This is a genomic window from Arthrobacter sp. TJ-240, assembly GCF_058269195.1.
On sequence record NZ_JBZCNG010000004.1, the window covers coordinates 201604 to 217869 of the forward strand.

13 protein-coding genes are annotated in these 16266 nt (G+C 68.3%); 6 read left to right on the forward strand and 7 right to left on the reverse strand.

The window, feature by feature from the left end; genetic code table 11:
• Positions 1-17 precede the first annotated feature (17 nt).
• The 3 genes from AC4D2C_RS11905 to AC4D2C_RS11915 all read right to left on the reverse strand — a co-directional run bounded on the left by AC4D2C_RS11905 (position 18) and on the right by AC4D2C_RS11915 (position 4731).
• Positions 18-1496, reverse strand: a complete 1479-nt coding sequence (locus AC4D2C_RS11905) for a gamma-aminobutyraldehyde dehydrogenase (RefSeq protein ID WP_490915087.1) — start codon at positions 1494-1496, stop codon at positions 18-20.
• 74 nt (positions 1497-1570) lie between these two features.
• Positions 1571-3013 carry an NAD(P)/FAD-dependent oxidoreductase gene (locus tag AC4D2C_RS11910; RefSeq protein ID WP_490915088.1) on the reverse strand — a complete coding sequence of 481 codons (1443 nt, stop codon included), beginning with the start codon at positions 3011-3013 and terminating at the stop codon, positions 1571-1573.
• Entirely contained in the window at positions 3010-4731 is a 1722-nt protein-coding gene (locus AC4D2C_RS11915; RefSeq protein ID WP_490915089.1) for an amidohydrolase, read from the reverse strand. The genes AC4D2C_RS11910 and AC4D2C_RS11915 overlap by 4 nt, the downstream gene beginning before the upstream one ends.
• Positions 4732-4889: 158 nt before the next feature.
• Between AC4D2C_RS11915 and AC4D2C_RS11920 the strand changes: the two genes are divergently transcribed.
• Complete coding sequence (locus AC4D2C_RS11920; RefSeq protein WP_490915090.1) at positions 4890-5597, forward strand: TetR/AcrR family transcriptional regulator; 708 nt, start codon at positions 4890-4892, stop codon at positions 5595-5597.
• A gap of 4 nt (positions 5598-5601) precedes the next feature.
• Positions 5602-6177 carry a mismatch-specific DNA-glycosylase gene (locus AC4D2C_RS11925; RefSeq protein ID WP_490915091.1) on the forward strand — a complete coding sequence of 192 codons (576 nt, stop codon included), beginning with the start codon at positions 5602-5604 and terminating at the stop codon, positions 6175-6177.
• Position 6178: 1 nt separating this feature from the next.
• Here AC4D2C_RS11925 and AC4D2C_RS11930 read toward each other — a convergent pair whose 3' ends face one another.
• Together AC4D2C_RS11930 and AC4D2C_RS11935 are read right to left on the reverse strand one after the other, a co-directional pair.
• Positions 6179-7549, reverse strand: a complete 1371-nt coding sequence (locus AC4D2C_RS11930; protein ID WP_490915093.1) for an aspartate aminotransferase family protein — start codon at positions 7547-7549, stop codon at positions 6179-6181.
• Positions 7550-7595: 46 nt separating this feature from the next.
• Positions 7596-9089, reverse strand: coding sequence for a CoA-acylating methylmalonate-semialdehyde dehydrogenase (locus AC4D2C_RS11935; RefSeq protein ID WP_490915095.1), 1494 nt, complete (start codon positions 9087-9089; stop codon positions 7596-7598).
• 109 nt (positions 9090-9198) lie between these two features.
• Here AC4D2C_RS11935 and AC4D2C_RS11940 point away from each other — a divergent pair, with 109 nt between their 5' ends.
• Positions 9199-10929: a PucR family transcriptional regulator gene (locus tag AC4D2C_RS11940; RefSeq protein ID WP_490915097.1), complete on the forward strand. Its 1731-nt coding sequence runs from the start codon at positions 9199-9201 to the stop codon at positions 10927-10929.
• Here AC4D2C_RS11940 and AC4D2C_RS11945 read toward each other — a convergent pair.
• On the reverse strand, positions 10829-12232 hold the full coding sequence (locus AC4D2C_RS11945) for an aspartate aminotransferase family protein (protein ID WP_490915099.1): 1404 nt from the start codon (positions 12230-12232) through the stop codon (positions 10829-10831). The two genes, AC4D2C_RS11940 and AC4D2C_RS11945, sit on opposite strands and share 101 nt — an antisense overlap.
• Positions 12229-12720, reverse strand: coding sequence for an Lrp/AsnC family transcriptional regulator (locus AC4D2C_RS11950; protein WP_490915274.1), 492 nt, complete (start codon positions 12718-12720; stop codon positions 12229-12231). The genes AC4D2C_RS11945 and AC4D2C_RS11950 overlap by 4 nt, the downstream gene beginning before the upstream one ends.
• A gap of 224 nt (positions 12721-12944) precedes the next feature.
• Between AC4D2C_RS11950 and AC4D2C_RS11955 the strand changes: the two genes are divergently transcribed.
• Genes AC4D2C_RS11955 through AC4D2C_RS11965 form a run of 3 tightly spaced genes read left to right on the forward strand, consistent with a single transcriptional unit; the run spans position 12945 to position 16263 of the window.
• On the forward strand, positions 12945-14156 hold the full coding sequence (locus AC4D2C_RS11955) for a polyamine ABC transporter substrate-binding protein (protein ID WP_490915101.1): 1212 nt from the start codon (positions 12945-12947) through the stop codon (positions 14154-14156).
• Positions 14156-15319, forward strand: coding sequence for an ABC transporter ATP-binding protein (locus AC4D2C_RS11960; RefSeq protein ID WP_490915102.1), 1164 nt, complete (start codon positions 14156-14158; stop codon positions 15317-15319). The genes AC4D2C_RS11955 and AC4D2C_RS11960 overlap by 1 nt, the downstream gene beginning before the upstream one ends.
• Positions 15319-16263: an ABC transporter permease gene (locus AC4D2C_RS11965; protein ID WP_490915104.1), complete on the forward strand. Its 945-nt coding sequence runs from the start codon at positions 15319-15321 to the stop codon at positions 16261-16263. The genes AC4D2C_RS11960 and AC4D2C_RS11965 overlap by 1 nt, the downstream gene beginning before the upstream one ends.
• The last annotated feature ends 3 nt before the right edge of the window (positions 16264-16266 follow it).

Sequence of the window (16266 nt, forward strand, 5' to 3'; positions counted from 1 at the left end):
GGTGACTCCTTGGATGGTCAGGGCTTCACGCGGAAGACGGTGTCCTGCCACTCCTTGTGGGCTGTCCGGTCCCGGCTCATCAGCACGTGCTTGACGTTGGTGTAGTCCTCCAGCGAGTAGATCGACATGTCCTTGCCGAAGCCCGAGGCCTTGTACCCGCCGTGGGGCATCTCGGAAATCATCGGAATGTGCTCATTGATCCACACGCAGCCGGCCTGGATCTCGGCACTCGCACGCAGCGACCGGCCCAGATCGTGCGTCCACGCGGAAGCGGCCAGGCCGTACCGGGTGTCATTGGCCAGGGCGAGGCCCTCGTCGTCGGAGTCGAAGGGCAGTGCGGTGAGTACCGGCCCGAAAACCTCGTCCTGGACGATCTCCGAGTCCTGCGCGGCACCCACGACCAGGGTCGGTCGGTAGAAGGCGCCGGCGGCGAGGTCCCCGCCGGGTGCCTCTCCACCGCAGAGGATCCGGGCGCCGTACCCGCGGGCACGCTCCACGAAGCCGGCCACCTTGTCCCGGTGCGCGTGCGTGATCAGCGAGCCGAGATCGGTGCCGTCCAGTGTCGGGTCCCCGAGCACCACCTGCTCCATGAGTTCGGCGACCCGCTGGGTGAAGGCCTCGAAGAGGGGGCGCTGGACGTAGGCGCGGGTGGCTGCGGTGCAGTCCTGGCCGCCGTTGATGATGGAGCCGGCCACCGCGCCGTGCGCAGCGGCCTCGACGTCGGCATCGTCGAAGACCAGGAACGCGGCCTTGCCGCCGAGCTCCAGGTGCACCCTCTTGGCGGATTCGGCGGCCATCGCCATGATGCGCCGGCCGACGGCGGTGGACCCGGTGAAGGAGGTCATGACGACGTCGCGGTGCCGCACCAGGTGTTCGCCGGCGACTCTACCGGTGCCCGTGACGATGTTGATCACGCCGTCGGGGATGCCTGCCGCCTTGGCCGCTTCGGCGAAGATCAGCGAGGTGCCCGGAGTGAGCTCCGACGGCTTGAGCACGATGGTGTTGCCGACGGCGATGGCGGGGAGGATCTTCCAGCCGGCCATCTGCAGCGGATAGTTCCACGGGGCGATGGACCCCACGACGCCGATGGGTTCCCGGCGGACCATCGAGGTCTGGTCCGCCGCATACTCGCCGGCGGCCAGGCCCTGCAGCTGCCGGGCGGCGCCGGCGAAGAAGGAGGTGTTGTCGATGGTGCCGGGGACGTCGAACCCGGTCGACATGCGGATCGACTTGCCGGTCTGCGCGGTCTCGAGGTCGGCGAGCTGGTCCGCGCGCGACTCCAGTTCCGCGGCGAGTTCGAGCATGGCCTCCGAACGTCCGGCCGGGGCCAGCCGGGACCAGGTGCCGAAGGCGCGTTTGGCGGCGGCGACGGCGGTGTCGACGTCGTCGGGGCCGGCGTAGCGGATCACTTCGGCGGTCTCCCCGGTGGCGGGGTTGATGCGCTTGGCTTCTTCTCCGGAACCTTCTCGGTAGTCGCCGTCGATGAACTGATGCATCTGAACTCCAATACTCCGTGCTGCGGGGTCGGACTGTCGTGGGGCAGGGCGCCGTGGGGATTGCTCGGCGGCCATCAGGAATCGAAGCCCATCCCGAGCTTGTCCATGATCTTCAGCCACAGCCCGCGGCGGCCGCGGCTGCGGTCGGCCCGCACCATCGCGGCGGTTGTCACCTTGATTCCGAGCCATGCGAGCGGCTCGGGTGGGAACGGCAGTGGTTTCTTCCCGACCATCTGCAGCTCGGTCCGCTCGGTCGGGGTGCCGGCGAGCAGATCCAGCATCACGTTCGCGCCGAAGCGGGTGGCACCGACGCCGAGGCCGGTGTAGCCGGCCGCATACGCCACGCGGCCGCCGTGCGCGGTGGTGAAGAAGGAGAAGAACCGGCTGCAGGTGTCGATGGCCCCGCCCCAGGTATGCGTGAATCTGACGCCGTTGAGCTGCGGGAAGGTGGCGTAGAAATGTGCCGCCAGACGCGTGAAGGTCTCCGGCCGCTGCAGGTACTCAGGCTTCATGGTCCGGCCGAAGTGGTAGACGGCGTCATATCCGCCGAAGAGGATCCGGTCCCTGCCCTGCGGGTCCGTGGCGAGCCGGTAGTAATGGAAGCGGTTGTTCATATCCGCCAGCCCCTGTCGGTTGTGCCACCCGATGGACTGCAGGTGCTGCGCCGTCAGCGGCTCGGTCATCAGCGCGAAGTCGTACACCGGGACGGTGTGCAGACGAGTGCGTTTGAGCAGCGACGGAAAGACGTTGGTGGCGAGTGCGACCCGCTCTGCCGTGAGGGTGCCGCCGTCGGTGGTCAGCCGCACTGCGCTTGCGGTGGCCTTGAGTCCGCGCACGGGGGTGTGCTCATGGATCTCGACGCCGGCGGCCAGGGCCGCGCGCTGCAGGCCCCAGGCGAGGCGGGCCGGATTGAGCATCGCGGTGCCCTTCCTGTCCCAGAGACCGGCGCGATACAGGGGGGAGCGGACCTCCTTGCGCACGGCCTCCTGGTCGAGGAAGACCACGTCCGGGTCCTTGTCCTCCTCGGCGGCCAGCCATGCAACCTGGTGATCCTCGGTGGCGACGGAGAGCGTGCCGGTCCATTCGAAGCCGCAGTCGATGCCGTAACGCTCGATGGTCTCGGCGATCTGCCGCAGGTTCTCCTGGCCCAGCTCGGCGAGCCGTGCGGCTTCTCCGGGCAGGTGCCGTTCCCCGTTGGATTCCCCGTGGGTGAGGCTGGCTTCGCAGAATCCGCCGTTCCGGCCGGAGGCGGCCCAACCGATCCGGCGGGCCTCGAGCAGCACCACACGCCGGTGCGGGTCACGTTCCTTGGCCATCAACGCCGTCCACAGGCCGGTGTAGCCGCCGCCCACCACGGCAAGATCCGTGGTCGCGTCGCCGGCCAGGGCGGGCAGGGCGTCCGGGCGGGCGGGATCGTCGAGCCAGTACGGTTCGGTGGAGGCATCGGCCAGAGCAGCGGCGGTCCTGGCCGTCGGAACCTGCCGTTCGGCGTCGTCGTAGGTGGTGCTGGGGCTCATGTCACTGACTCCTGGCGGTCGCGGCTGTGCACCGGCCGACCGTCCACGAAGGTGAGGTCGGCGCGAACGGTGTGCAGCTCGCCGGGGTCGAGGTGGAACGGGTCGGTGCTCAGCACCACCAGGTCCGCCAGCTTGCCGGGGGTGATCGTGCCGCCGTCGTCGAACCGGTTCAGCCAGGCCGAGCCCGAGGTGTACGCCGCCAGCGCCGCCCGAAGATCCACTGCTTCGGCGGGGATCAGCGCCGGCGCGTCCGGGAAGTCCGGATGGCTGCGGTTGACGGCGACATGGATCGCCTGCCACGGATCCGGCGTGGAGACGGGCCAGTCCGAACCCATGGCCAGGCGCGCGCCGGCGGCGAGGAGTGAGCCGAACGGATACTGCCGGCCGGCGCGCTCCTCCCCGAGGAACGGCACGGTCAGTTCGGTCATCTGATCGTCGTTGCAGGCCCACAGCGCCTGGGCATTGGCTGTGACGTCCAGTGCCGCGAAGCGGGGTACGTCCTGCGGCTGGATCAGCTGGATGTGCGCCAGGTGGTGGCGCCCGCCGCCGGCACCGGTGCCGGAGCCGCCGCGGCCGTTCACCCGGCGGGCGTAGTCGACGGCGTCGAGCCCGCCGCGCACCGCGCGGTCGCCGATCACGTGCAGGTGCAGATCGAAACCGGCCGCGTCGAGCGCCGCGGCGACCAGGTTCAGCACGTTCTGGGGCAGGTACATCAGGCCCCGGCCGTCATCGGACCTCCTGCCCTCGCTGCCGCCACCGGTGGCGCCGGTCTGCGCACAGCGGCAGGGGCGCAGGTACGGGTCCACCATCGCGGCCGTGAAATTCTCCGCGACGCCGTCGACCATGATCTTCGCGCTCACGGTGGCGAACCCGGCGTCGGCGTTGAGCCGCCGGCGTTCCCGGAAGTCGGCGACCAGGGCGTCGATGGTGTCAGCGGTGGTGGTGCGCGGAACCCAGAGCGCGCCCGTGGCCCTGCCGGTCAGCAATCCCTCGGCAGTGAGGTCGCGGTAGGCGGCACCCGGGTCGCCGTAGCCGGCGTAGTCGCCCAGGATCGCCTCCTGCCAGCCGGTGACGCCGAGCGAATGCAGGTAACGCTGGGACTCGAGCAGGCTCTCCCGGAACTCCTCCGCCGTCGCCGGCGGCACACGTCGGTTGACCAGGTCCATCGCGCCCTCATGCAGCGTCCCGGCGGGGGAGCCGTCAGCGCTGCGCTCGATCCGCCCGTCGGCGGGGTCGGGAGTGCGCGCATCGATTCCGGCGAGTTCCAGCGCCCTCGAGTTGACCCATGCGCCGTGATGGTCGGCGTTGACGAGGTAGGCGGGCCGGTCGGGAACGACGGCGTCGAGCAGGGCGCTGGTCGGGCAGCCGCCGGGAAAGTCGGAGCCGTGCCAGCCACCGCCGGTGATCCACGGCTTGTCGCTGCCCGCGGCGTAGGCCCGGATGGCGGCAAGGACGGCGCCCTGGCTGAGCCCGGAGAGGTCGCAGGAGAGCCGCTCCAGTCCGCTGATCGCCGGGTGGACGTGGGCGTCGGTGAACCCGGGCGTCAGCAGCCGGCCGGCCAGGTCGATCTCCACCGCGTTGCCGGCCGCAGCCAGGATCTCCTCATCGGCTCCCACGGCGGTGATCCGGTTCCCGGTGACGGCGACGGCCGTCGCCGTCGGGTGCACCTGCTGCCCGTCGAAGATCCGGCCGGAGAAGAACACTACGTCAGCGCTCACGTCGGGCCCCCGTTCCGGCGGGAGGACGCGGCAGTTCAGGCGCTGCGGCAGTGATCATTGGCTTCATCGAACTCGACGCCGGGTCATCTGTCAACGGCGTTGACTTTTCGAGCGGGCGGTCCGCATGATGGTCCGATGGTTAGTTCCGGGAGGCATCGGTGAGGGAGCGCGGCACGCCGTCGGCGCCTGCCGGCACCAGGGACGGGCGGCAGCGTGCACAGGGACTGACGCGCGGCGGGATCATCGATGTGTGCCTGCAGCTCGTGGACGAGGAGGGCGACGGCGCCCTGACCTTCCGCCGGATAGGTCGCGCGCTGGGAGCGGATCCGACGGCGCTGTACCGGCACTTCAGGGACAAGGACGAGCTGATGCTCGCGCTCGCCGACAGGCTGATCGCCGAAGCGCTACGGGACTTCACGCCGTCGGACCACTGGCGGGACACTGTGCGGGAGCTGATCACCCGGGGCCGCCGGGCCTACCTGGCGCATCCGCAGATCGCGGTCCTCGCTTCCGTCCGGGTCACCCGGCAGGAGGCGGAAATGACCTTCATCGACACCATGCTCGCCACGTTGCGGGGCGCGGGGTTCAGCGACGCCGATGCTGTGCGCGTGTACCGGGCGTGCGCGGACTTCATGCTGGCATGGACGGGGTTCAGCGCCGGCATCAAGTCGCTCGGCGAGCAGTCAGCTCGGGACGACGCAGCCTGGGCCGCCGAGTACGCGGCAGCGTCGCCGAAGCGGTTCCCCAACGCCGTCGCGTTCGCGACCGAGATGGCCGCCGTCGACGACGAGGTGAACTTCGCGTTCGCGCTGGAACTGCTGCTCGACGGCGTCGCGGCGCGGATCCCGGCGACCGTGGAAGACTGACAGTGTGGGTTTCACGCGTGCTGAGCTGCTGAGCTATCAGGATGCCGTCCTTCCGGACCTGATCGGCCCGGACCTGCGCCTGCTCTTCGTAGGAATCAACCCGAGCCTGTGGGCCGCGGCGAGCCGGTCGCATTTCGCCCGCCCCGGGAACCGCTTCTATCCTGCGCTCGCTGCCGCCGGCATCACCGAATACCTGATCCGGGCCGGGGACGGAATGACCGACGCGGATCGGCGCCATCTGCTGTCCCGCGGTGTCGGCATCTCCAACGTCGTCTCCCGGGCGACGGCCCGTGCCGACGAGCTCAGTACCGACGAGCTGCGCGACGGCGCCGCCCGGCTCGCCAGCAGGGTTGCCGACGCAGGCCCGCGCGTGGTGGCGGTGGCGGGGATCACCGCCTACCGGCTCGGCTTCGACAGGCCGAAGGCTGCAGTCGGGCTCCAGCGCGAGACGATCGGCGGGGCGGAGCTGTGGGTGGTGCCGAACCCGAGCGGGCTGAACGCGCACCACACGGTGGCGAGTCTGGCCGCGGCGTACCGGGAGCCGGCGGAGGCTGCGGGACTGGAGGGGCTCGGACAGTAGGTCAGTTCTCGGTGAAACGGTCGGCGACGGACAACGCCTCATCCAGGACGGCCAGGCCCGCGCGTGCATCCTCGGCGGTGGTGTTCAGGGGTGGCACCGCATGAATACGGTTGAAGTTCGCGAACGGGAGCAGGCCGCCGGCCCTGCAGGCCGCGAGCACCTCGTTCATCTCGGGGCTGGACCCGCCGTACGCAGCCAGCGGTTCCCGCGTCTGCCTGTTCTTCACGAGTTCGACAGCCCAGAAAGCACCCAGGCCGCGCACCTCACCCACGGACGGGTGCCGCTCCGCGAGCCTGGCCAGACCAGGGCCGAGAACCGTCTCGCCCAGGGCCGCGGCATGCTCCACCATCGCCTCGTCCTTCATGGCGTTGATGGTGGCCACCGCCGCGGCGGTGGCCAGCGGGTGCCCGGAGTAGGTCAGGCCGCCCGGATAGGCACGTTCCGCGAAGGTCGCGTAGATCTCCGCCGAGATGGCGACACCGCCGAGCGGCACATAGCCGGAGTTGACTCCTTTGGCGAAGGCGAGCAGGTCCGGCACCACGTCGAAATGATCGACCGCGAACCATCTGCCGGAGCGCCCGAAACCGGCCATCACCTCATCGGCGATGAACACGATGCCGTAGCGCGTTGCCAGTTCCCGCACACCCTTCAGGTATTCGGGCGGCGGCACCATGATGCCGGCGGTGCCCGGGATGGACTCGAGCACGATGGCCGCGATGTTCGACGCGCCCTCCAGTTCGATGGTCGTCTCGAGGTGAGCCAGGGCCCGCTGGCTCTCCTCCTCCGGCGTCGAGGCATGGAACTGCGTGCGGTAGAGGAACGGCGCATGGAAATGCACCGTCCCCGCAGTGCCGTAGTCGTTGGGCACCCGGCGCGGGTCCCCGGTGACATTGACGGCGAGCGCGGTTCCGCCGTGGTACGAGCGGTAGGCCGAGAGGATCTTGTACCGGCCGGTGTGCAGCCGCGCCATCCGGACCGCATGCTCGATCGCGTCCGCACCGCCGTTGGTGAAGAAAATCCTGTCGAGATCTCCCGGCGTCAGCTCCGCGATCAGCCGGGCCGCCTCGGAGCGTGCTCCGTTGACGAACTGTGGCGCGATCGTACACAGTCTCGCCGCCTGCTCCTGGATGGCGGCGATCACCTTCGGGTGCTGATGACCGATGTTGGTGTTCACCAGCTGCGAGGAGAAGTCGAGCAGGCGGTTCCCCTCGCCGTCCCAGACGTAGGAGCCTTCAGCCCGGGTGACGGTCATCGGCGTAATCAGTTCCTGGGCCGACCAGGAGTGGAAGACGTGCTTGCGGTCCAGCTCGTAAGCGCGCCGGCCCGCGGCCAGCTCCGTGTCGCTGACGCGCGTCCCGGGTGCGACGGTCATGGGATTCTCCTTCGAAGGAACGACGACGGCTGGTTCAGCGGGCCGGTCAGGCGTTGCGTGGAAAGCCGAGGTTGAGCCCACCGTGGCTGGGGTCCAGCCAGCGGGTTGTGACCACCTTGCCGCGGGTGAAGAACTGGACGCCCTCACTGCCGTGGGCATGGCTGTCGCCGAAGAGTGAGTTCTTCCACCCGCCGAAGGAGTAGTAGGCCATGGGTACGGGGATCGGTACGTTGATGCCGATCATGCCCACTTCCACTTCGTTCTGGAAGCGGCGGGCGGCGCCGCCGTCGTTGGTGAAGATCGCGGTGCCGTTGCCGTAACGGTTCGCATTGATCAGCGCCAGGGCATCGTCGTAGGTCCCGGTGCGCACCACGGACAGGACCGGTCCGAAGATCTCGTCCGTGTAGATCGACATCTCCGGGGTGACGTGGTCGAAGAGAGTCGGGCCGAGGAAGAACCCGTCACCTTCGGAGTCGGCCTCCACCGTCCGTCCGTCCACCACCACGGTGGCCCCGTCCGCCTCGCCGGCGTCGATGTAGCCGGCCACCCTGCTGCGGTGCTCATGGGTGACCAGCGGTCCCATGTCCGTGCCGCGCAAGCCGTCCCCGACCCGCAATGTGGCGGCGCGCTCGGCAATCTTCTCCACCAGTTCATCGGCGATCCCGCCGACGGCGACCAGCGCCGAGATGGCCATGCAGCGTTCACCGGCGGAGCCGAATCCGGCATTGACGGCGGCGTCGGCCGCGAGATCCAGGTCCGCGTCGGGAAGCACGATCATGTGATTCTTGGCGCCGCCCAGGGCCTGCACCCGCTTACCCGCGGCCGTTCCCCTCCGGTAGACGTACTGCGCGATGGGGGTCGAGCCGACGAAGGAGATGGACTTAATGTCCTGGTGGTCCAGCAGTCTGTCCACGGCTTCCTTGTCGCCGTGCACCACATTGAAGACGCCGTCCGGCAGACCGGCTTCCTTCCACAGCTCGGCCATCCAGTTCAGAGCGGTCGGATCCTTCTCGCTGGGCTTGATCACCACGGTGTTGCCGGTGGCGATGGCGACCGGGAAGAACCACATCGGCACCATGGCCGGGAAGTTGAAGGGCGAGATGATGGCTACCGGCCCGAGCGGCTGGCGCAGCGAGTGGACGTCGACCCTGGAGGAGGCGTTCTCGGTGTAGCCGCCCTTGAGCAGGTACGGGATCCCGCAGGCGAACTCCACGACCTCCTGTCCCCGGCCCACCTCGCCCAGGGCGTCATCGAGTACCTTGCCGTGTTCGGCCGTGATGATCGCGGCCAGTTCGCCCTTGCGGGCATTGAGCAGCTCCCGGAAGAGGAACATGATCTGCACGCGCCGTGCCAGCGAGGTGTCCCGCCAGGCCGGGAACGCCGCAACGGCCGCGGCGACGGCCTCGTCGACGCGCGCGGGGCTTGCCAGAGCTACCCGGGAGGACACCTTGCCGGTGGCCGGGTTGGTCACGTCCGCAACCCGGCCGTCGCCGGACGCGGCCGTGTAACCGCCGTTGATCCAGTGCTGCGTGGTCTGCATGGGCGCGCTCCTGGTGCTGTGGATGGTTGCTCCCCATCATCGCGCCACCGCTTCCGGGGTTGCATTGGCAGACCGTCAGGAAATCCTCGTACCGGCTTACACTCTGTCAATGCACCTGAGTGTGGAACGGATCCTTCAGCTGCCCGTGGTTCGGGCCGGTCTGCCGGAAGTACTCGCCGGCAAGGACCGGCTGCAGAATCGCGTCCGCTGGGTCCATGTCGCCGAATTGAAGAGCCTGTCCGGGCTGCTCGAGGGTGGTGAACTCGTCCTCACCACAGGGCTTGCCTTCGGACGATCGGCGCGCGATGCCCGCGGCTACCTGGCCGGGCTGGCAGCACTCGGCGCCGCCGGCGTCGTCGTCGAGATCACCGACGACCGGCCCGAAGCCCGGGCCGCGCTGCGCGAAGCGGCCACTACGGCCCTCCTCCCGGTGGTGCTCGTGCCCCGGCGGGTGCGCTTCGTCGAGGTGACCGAGGTGGTGCACCGTCTCATCGTGGCCGCCCAGCTGGAACAGGTGGAGCAGGCCCGGCACGTCCACGAGGTCTTCACGGTGCTGAGTCTGGAGAGCGCCGAGGCCGGCGAGATCGTGTCCCGCACCGCCCAGCTGCTGGGCGCACCGGTGGTCCTCGAGGACCTGTCACACCTGGTGGTCGCTTTCGCTGCCGCGGACGTGCCCGCCGGGGAGCTGCTGCGCGAGTGGGAAGGGCGCTCCCGGGCCACCCACTTCCGTGAGGAGACAGTCCGCGCCGGAGCCGAGGGCTGGCTGCAGACCCCGGTGGGCCTGCGCGGGCAGCGCTGGGGCCGACTGGTCGTTCCGTTTCCTTCCGACGACGACGGCGAGACCGCCATGGTGCTCGAGCGGGCCGGCCAGGCACTGTCCATCAACCGGATGGCCGAGCGTGATCAGCGCGGCCTCGGCCAGCAGGCGCAGGCCGGTCTGCTCCACGAACTGCGGCAGCCGCGCTTCCTGACGGAAACCGATGCGCTGGCCCGGGCCGGCGCGCTCGGCCTGCGGGCGGCGCCGTCGTACGTGCCGATCGTGCTGCGGCTGGACCGGACCACCGGTCCTGAACCGATCGCCCTGCAGCGGCGCGAACGTGCACTGCTGGAGCTGGTCACCGGCGTGCTCGCCTCGTCGCAGAGCTCCGCGCTCGCGGCGAGTCTGCAGACGGGCTCGGTGGCCGTGCTGCTCGCACTGCCGGCCCGGCAGCTCGAGGATTCGCTGCTCGAACGGGTGGTTGGGGAGTTGCTCGAGCGGGCCGCCGCCGGCAGTCAGGAGCTGACCTGGACCGTCGGCGTCGGCCGTTCCCACCCGGGACTGCTGCATTCAGCGGCAGGGCTGGACGAGGCGGCGCAGGTGGCAGAGGCAGCAAGCACGCTGCGGCGCGGAAGCCGGCGGTTCTACCGCTCCGCGGACGTCCGGTTGCGCGGTCTGCTCTCGCTGCTGCGCCACGATCCACGCGTGGAGACCTTCGTGGAGGCGGAACTGGCCGGGCTGCTGGAGGGCGCGTCGGCGACGGGCGACGGCGGTGACCTGGACCTGCTGCAGCAGTACCTGGAGAGCGGCGGCAACAAGTCGGAACTGGCGCGCACGAGCTACCTGAGCAGGCCGACACTGTACGCCCGGCTGGCGAAGCTGGAGGAGCGGCTCGGCGTGCGGCTCGACGACGCCGAGTCCCGCACCTCGCTTCACGTGGCGCTGTTGATCCACCGTGTCCAGCGGCAGGAGCGCGCCGCTCCTACAGGTGGTTCAGGCCCTCGACCAGCACCGAGCGAAGGATCCCCTCGATCTGGTCGAATTCCTGCTGCCCGACGGTCAGGGGCGGCGCGAGCTGGATGACGGGGTCGCCGCGGTCGTCGGCCCGGCAGTACAGGCCGGCGTCGAACAGGGCAGGGGAGAGGTAGCCGCGCAGCAGGCGTTCGGACTCCTCGGCGGTGAACGTCTCCTTGGTCTTCTTGTCCTTGACCAACTCGATCCCATAGAAGTACCCCTCGCCACGTACATCGCCGACGATGGGTAGATCCAGGAGCTTCTCCAGGGTCGATCGGAAGGCCGGCGCGTTCTGCTTGACGCGGTCGTTCAGGCCCTCGCGCTCGAAGATGTCCAGGTTGGCCATGGCGACGGCGGCCGACACCGGGTGCCCGCCGAAGGTGTAGCCGTGGTAGAAGGTGGTGTCGCCATGCTTGAACGGCTCGAACAGGCGGTCGGAGGCGATCATGGCGCCGAGGGGGGAGTAGCCGCTGGTCATCCCCTTGGCGCAGGTGATCATGTCCGGCACATAGCCGAAGTCCTCCGAGGCGAACATCGAGCCGATCCGGCCGAAAGCGCAGATGACCTCGTCGGAGACCAGCAGCACGTCGAACTCGTCGCAGATCTCGCGCACTCGCCTGAAGTAGCCCGGAGGCGGCGGAAAGCATCCACCGGAATTCTGCACCGGTTCGAGGAACACCGCGGCAACCGTGTCCGGGCCCTCGAATTCGATGGCTTCGCCGATCCGGTCCGCCGCCCAGCGGCCGAACGCCTCGGGATCCTCCAGGCCGGCGGGAGCCCGATACTGGTTGGTGTTCGGGACACGGAAGGCGCCGGGAACCAGCGGCTCGAACGGGGCCTTCATATCGGGAATGCCCGTGATCGACAATGCCCCCTGGGGGGTGCCGTGATACGCGACGGACCGGGAGATCACTTTGGTCTTGTTCGGCTTGCCCGTGAGCTTGAAGTAGTTCTTCGCCAGCTTCCAGGCGCTTTCCACCGCCTCGCCGCCGCCGGTGGTGAAGAAGACGCGGTTCAGGTCCCCGGGGGCGTAGTGGGCGAGGCGTTCGGCCAGGTCGATCGCGGCCGGATGAGCGTAGGACCACAGCGGCATGAAGGCCAGTTCCCTGGCCTGCCGGGCCGCGGCCTGCGCCAGTTCCTCGCGTCCGTGGCCGACCTGCACCACGAAGAGTCCGGACAATCCATCGATCAGTTCGTGGCCCTGATCGTCGTAGAGGAGGTGCCCTTCGCCGCGGGTGATGACCGGCACGGTTCCCCCGCCCACGAGGTCGCCGTGGCGCGCCATGTGCATCCACAGGTGGTCCCGTGCCGCCTGCTGGCGGTCGTTTCCGCGCGGTGTGGTGAACGTTCGGGACGTGGCTGTCTGTGTCATCGGGTTCCCCAGTTGTATTCCTGCTTGCGCAATGAGAGGTACATGAACGTTTCGGTGCTGACGACACCGGGTACGCCGCGGATCTCGTTGACGATCCGCAGGACGTCGTGGTCGTTCGCGCAGATGACCTCGGCCAGGATGTCGAAGGACCCGGCTGTCACCACGCAGTAATCCACCTGCTCGAAAGCCGAGATCAGGTCAGCCACCGGAAGCAGATCCGCGTCCGCCCGGATACCGAGCATGGCCTGGCGGGAGAACCCCAGCTGCAGCGGGTCGGTGACGGCAACCACCTGCATGATGCCGCTGTCCGTCAGCTTCTGCACCCGCTGGCGCACCGCCGCTTCGGACAACCCCACCGCTTTGCCGATGGCGGCATAGGATCTCCGCCCGTCTTCCTGCAGCTGCTCGATGATGGCCTTCGACACCTCGTCGACGACGCCGTTGACCGGAGGTGCGGACGTGATTCCCGGCTGCACGATCAAACGCATCCACCTCCCGGTGGTCCTGACTGGCGGCTGGTCCGCCGGTGTAGTCATTGAAACCGGCCCGTACAGGCGGCGCAACCCCTTCACCTGCGGAATACGCAGTAACTGTCCGGGTCCGCTGCACTTTCGGTGGTGAAACACGGATTTTACAACCGAACCCTTGTTCTGGTAGGCCGCGTCTGGAAGTGTCATCGACACACAACCGCATAGGTCAATCAGGAGTAGCCATGTCGAAGCGCCTGCCCGAGGACCCGAACCTGCGTCGTCTGGTCTCAACCCAGATGTCACGGCGCAGGATGCTGGCCGGTGCGGGCGGGCTCGGCCTGGCAGGGATGCTGGCCGCCTGCGGCACGGGAGGTTCGGGGGGAACCGCTGCCGGCACCGCCCCGGCTGTGGAGGATCTCTCCGACAGCGAGAAGCTGGTGAACTGGGCCAACTGGACCCTGTACCTGGACTACGACGAGGACGCCCAGACCTACCCCTCGCTCGATGCCTTCACGGCCGCGACGGGCATCGATGTGGCCTATTCCGAGGACATCGACGGCAACGACACCTACTTCGGCAAGGTGCAGGCACAACTCGACGCCGGCCAGGACATCGGCCAGGACATCATCACCCTCACCGACTGGATGGCCGGCAGGATGATCCGGCTCGGCTACACCCAGGAACTGAACCACGACAACATCCCGAACCTGCAGAACCTGCTCCCGAATCTGCAGACGGTGGACTTCGACCCGGGCCGCAAGAACTCGCTCACCTGGCAGTCCGGTTTCGCCGGCATCGCCTGGAACAGGGAAGCCATTCCCGGCGGGCTGAAGAACGTCTCGGACCTGTGGAAGCCCGAGCTCAAGGGCCGCGTGGAGGTGCTGGATGAAATGCGGGACACCATGGGGCTGCTCATGCTGGAGAACGGCGTGGACATCGAAGGCGACTGGGGTAGCGACGAGTTCGCGAATGCACTCGACGTCCTGCAGGCGCAGATCGCCAGCGGCCAGATCCGCCAGGTCAAGGGCAACTCCTACAAGCAGGACCTCATCTCCGGCGACGCGCTCGCCGTGATCGGCTGGTCCGGAGACATCACACAGCTGAACTTCGAGGAGGGCGACAAGTGGGAGTTCGCCATTCCCGAAGCCGGCGGCGCCCTCTGGTCCGACAACATGATGGTCCCCGTCGGCGCCACCCACAAGGCCAACGCCGAGGCGCTGATGAACTTCTACTACGAGCCGGAGAATGCGGCCACCGTCGCGGCCTACGTCAACTACATCTGCCCGGTCGAAGGTGCCCGCGAGGCAATGGAAGCCATCGACCCGAGCCTGGTCGACAACCCGTTGATCTTCCCGACCGACGAGTATCTCTCCAACGTCCAGGTCATCCGGGCACTCTCGGCCGACGAGGAGACCGAATACACGAACGAGTTCCAGAAGGCGATCGGCATCTGATGACCCAGGCGCAGGTGAGAGTTGAATCGCCGACCTCCGACGCGGCGCCCAGCGGTGCGGACCTGACACTCAGCTCGATCACCAAGCGGTTCGGCGATTTCGTTGCGGTCGATCAGCTGGATCTGACAATCCCGGCCGGATCGTTCTTCGCCCTGCTCGGCCCCTCCGGCTGCGGCAAGACGACGACTCTCCGCATGGTGGCCGGCCTGGAGCAGCCGACGTCGGGAACCATCAGCATCGGCGGCAAGGACATCACCAGCAGCAGTGCGCACGAACGGCCGGTGAATACCGTCTTCCAGAACTACGCATTGTTCCCGCACATGGATGTGCTGGACAACGTGTCCTTCGGGCTCAAGCGCCGCAAGGTCAAGGACGCCCGGAAACGGGCCAGGGAGGCCCTGGAACTGGTGGAACTGGCGCACCTGGCCTCCCGCCGTCCTGCTCAGCTCTCCGGCGGCCAGCAGCAGCGCGTCGCGCTGGCCCGAGCGATCGTCAATCAGCCCGCCGTGCTGCTGCTCGATGAGCCGCTCGGTGCACTGGACATGAAGCTGCGCCGCCAGATGCAGTCCGAGCTGAAGGCGATCCAGACGGAGGTCGGGCTGACCTTCGTCCACGTGACGCACGACCAGGAGGAAGCCATGACCATGGCGGACACCGTGGCTGTGATGAATGGCGGCCACGTGGAACAACTGGGCGCACCGCAGGATCTGTATGAGCTGCCGCGGACGGCGTTCGTGGCCAACTTCCTCGGGAAATCCAACCTGCTCCTCGGCGAGATCGTCGAGGACCGCGGCGACGCCATCGTGGTCGCGACCAACGGCCACCGGTTGATCCTGCTCAAGGAACGCGCCACCAGCCACCAGGGCAAGGCCCTGGTGGGGATCCGGCCCGAGAAGCTCACGATGCTCCTGCCGGAGGAGGCACGAACCGGTGCCCTCAACTCGCTGCCCGGGCGCGTTATCGAGGCCGCCTTCACCGGGGTCAGCACCGAGTACGTGGTCGAGGTGCCGGGCGTGGGCCGGATGGGCGTGTTCAGCCAGAACCACGGGGTCCAGAGGGCCCGCCCCGGTGACGACGTCGTGCTGAACTGGGATGGCGACCATGCGTTCGGTCTCGACGGGGACGAGGACGTCCTCGCAGGCGCAGGAGAGGACGACGGCTGATGGCAGTGCTCGACGCCGAGCCGAAGAAAGTGCGGTCGAAGGCACCCAAGGACGTGCGCGGCACCGAGGAAACCAGGGCGGACAGGCGCCGCGGGCGGGTGGGCTACCTGCTGATCCTGCCCGGCTTCGTCTTCATGCTGCTGTTCTTCGTGCTGCCGGTCTTCTCGCTGCTTGCCACCTCGCTGTACACCAAGCCGCCCGGAGCCGACATCGGCCAGTTCGCGCCGGCGCTGCAGTTCAGCAACTACACGGATGTGCTGGGCCGCTACTGGTCCGAGTTCCTGCGCTCCTTCGGGTTCGCGTTGATCGCCACCGTCGCGGCGCTGCTGATCGGTTATCCCATGGCCTACCTGGTGGCGGTGCGGCTGCGGGGGCACAGGCTTCTGCAGGGCATCCTGCTGGTGCTGATCATCGCGCCGTTCTTCACCAGCTTCATCCTGCGCACCCAGGCCTGGAAGCAGATCCTCGCCGATGAGGGGCCGGTGGTGGCGGTCCTGCAGGCGCTCAGCCTGGTCCCCGAGGACGGGCGGCTGACGGCGACCGCCTTCGCCGTGGTGTGCGGGCTGACGTACAACTTCCTGCCGTTCATGACCCTGCCGATCTACGCCAACCTGGAGCGGCTCGACACCCGGCTGATCGAGGCAGGCAACGATCTCTACGCCAGTCCGATCACGACCTTCCGGACGGTGACCCTGCCGCTGTCCCTGCCCGGGGTGATCGCCGGAACGCTGCTGACCTTCATCCCGGCCAGCGGCGACTACATCAACGCCGCCCTCCTGGGCAACAACCAGGACACCACCATGATCGGTCAGGTCATCGACGCGCTCTTCTTCCGGGTCGTGGATTACCCCGCCGCGTCCGCCCTGTCCTTCGTCCTGATGCTGATCATCCTGTTCCTGGTGATCCGCTACGTCCGGCGCGTCGGCACCAAAGAAATCATCTGAGGA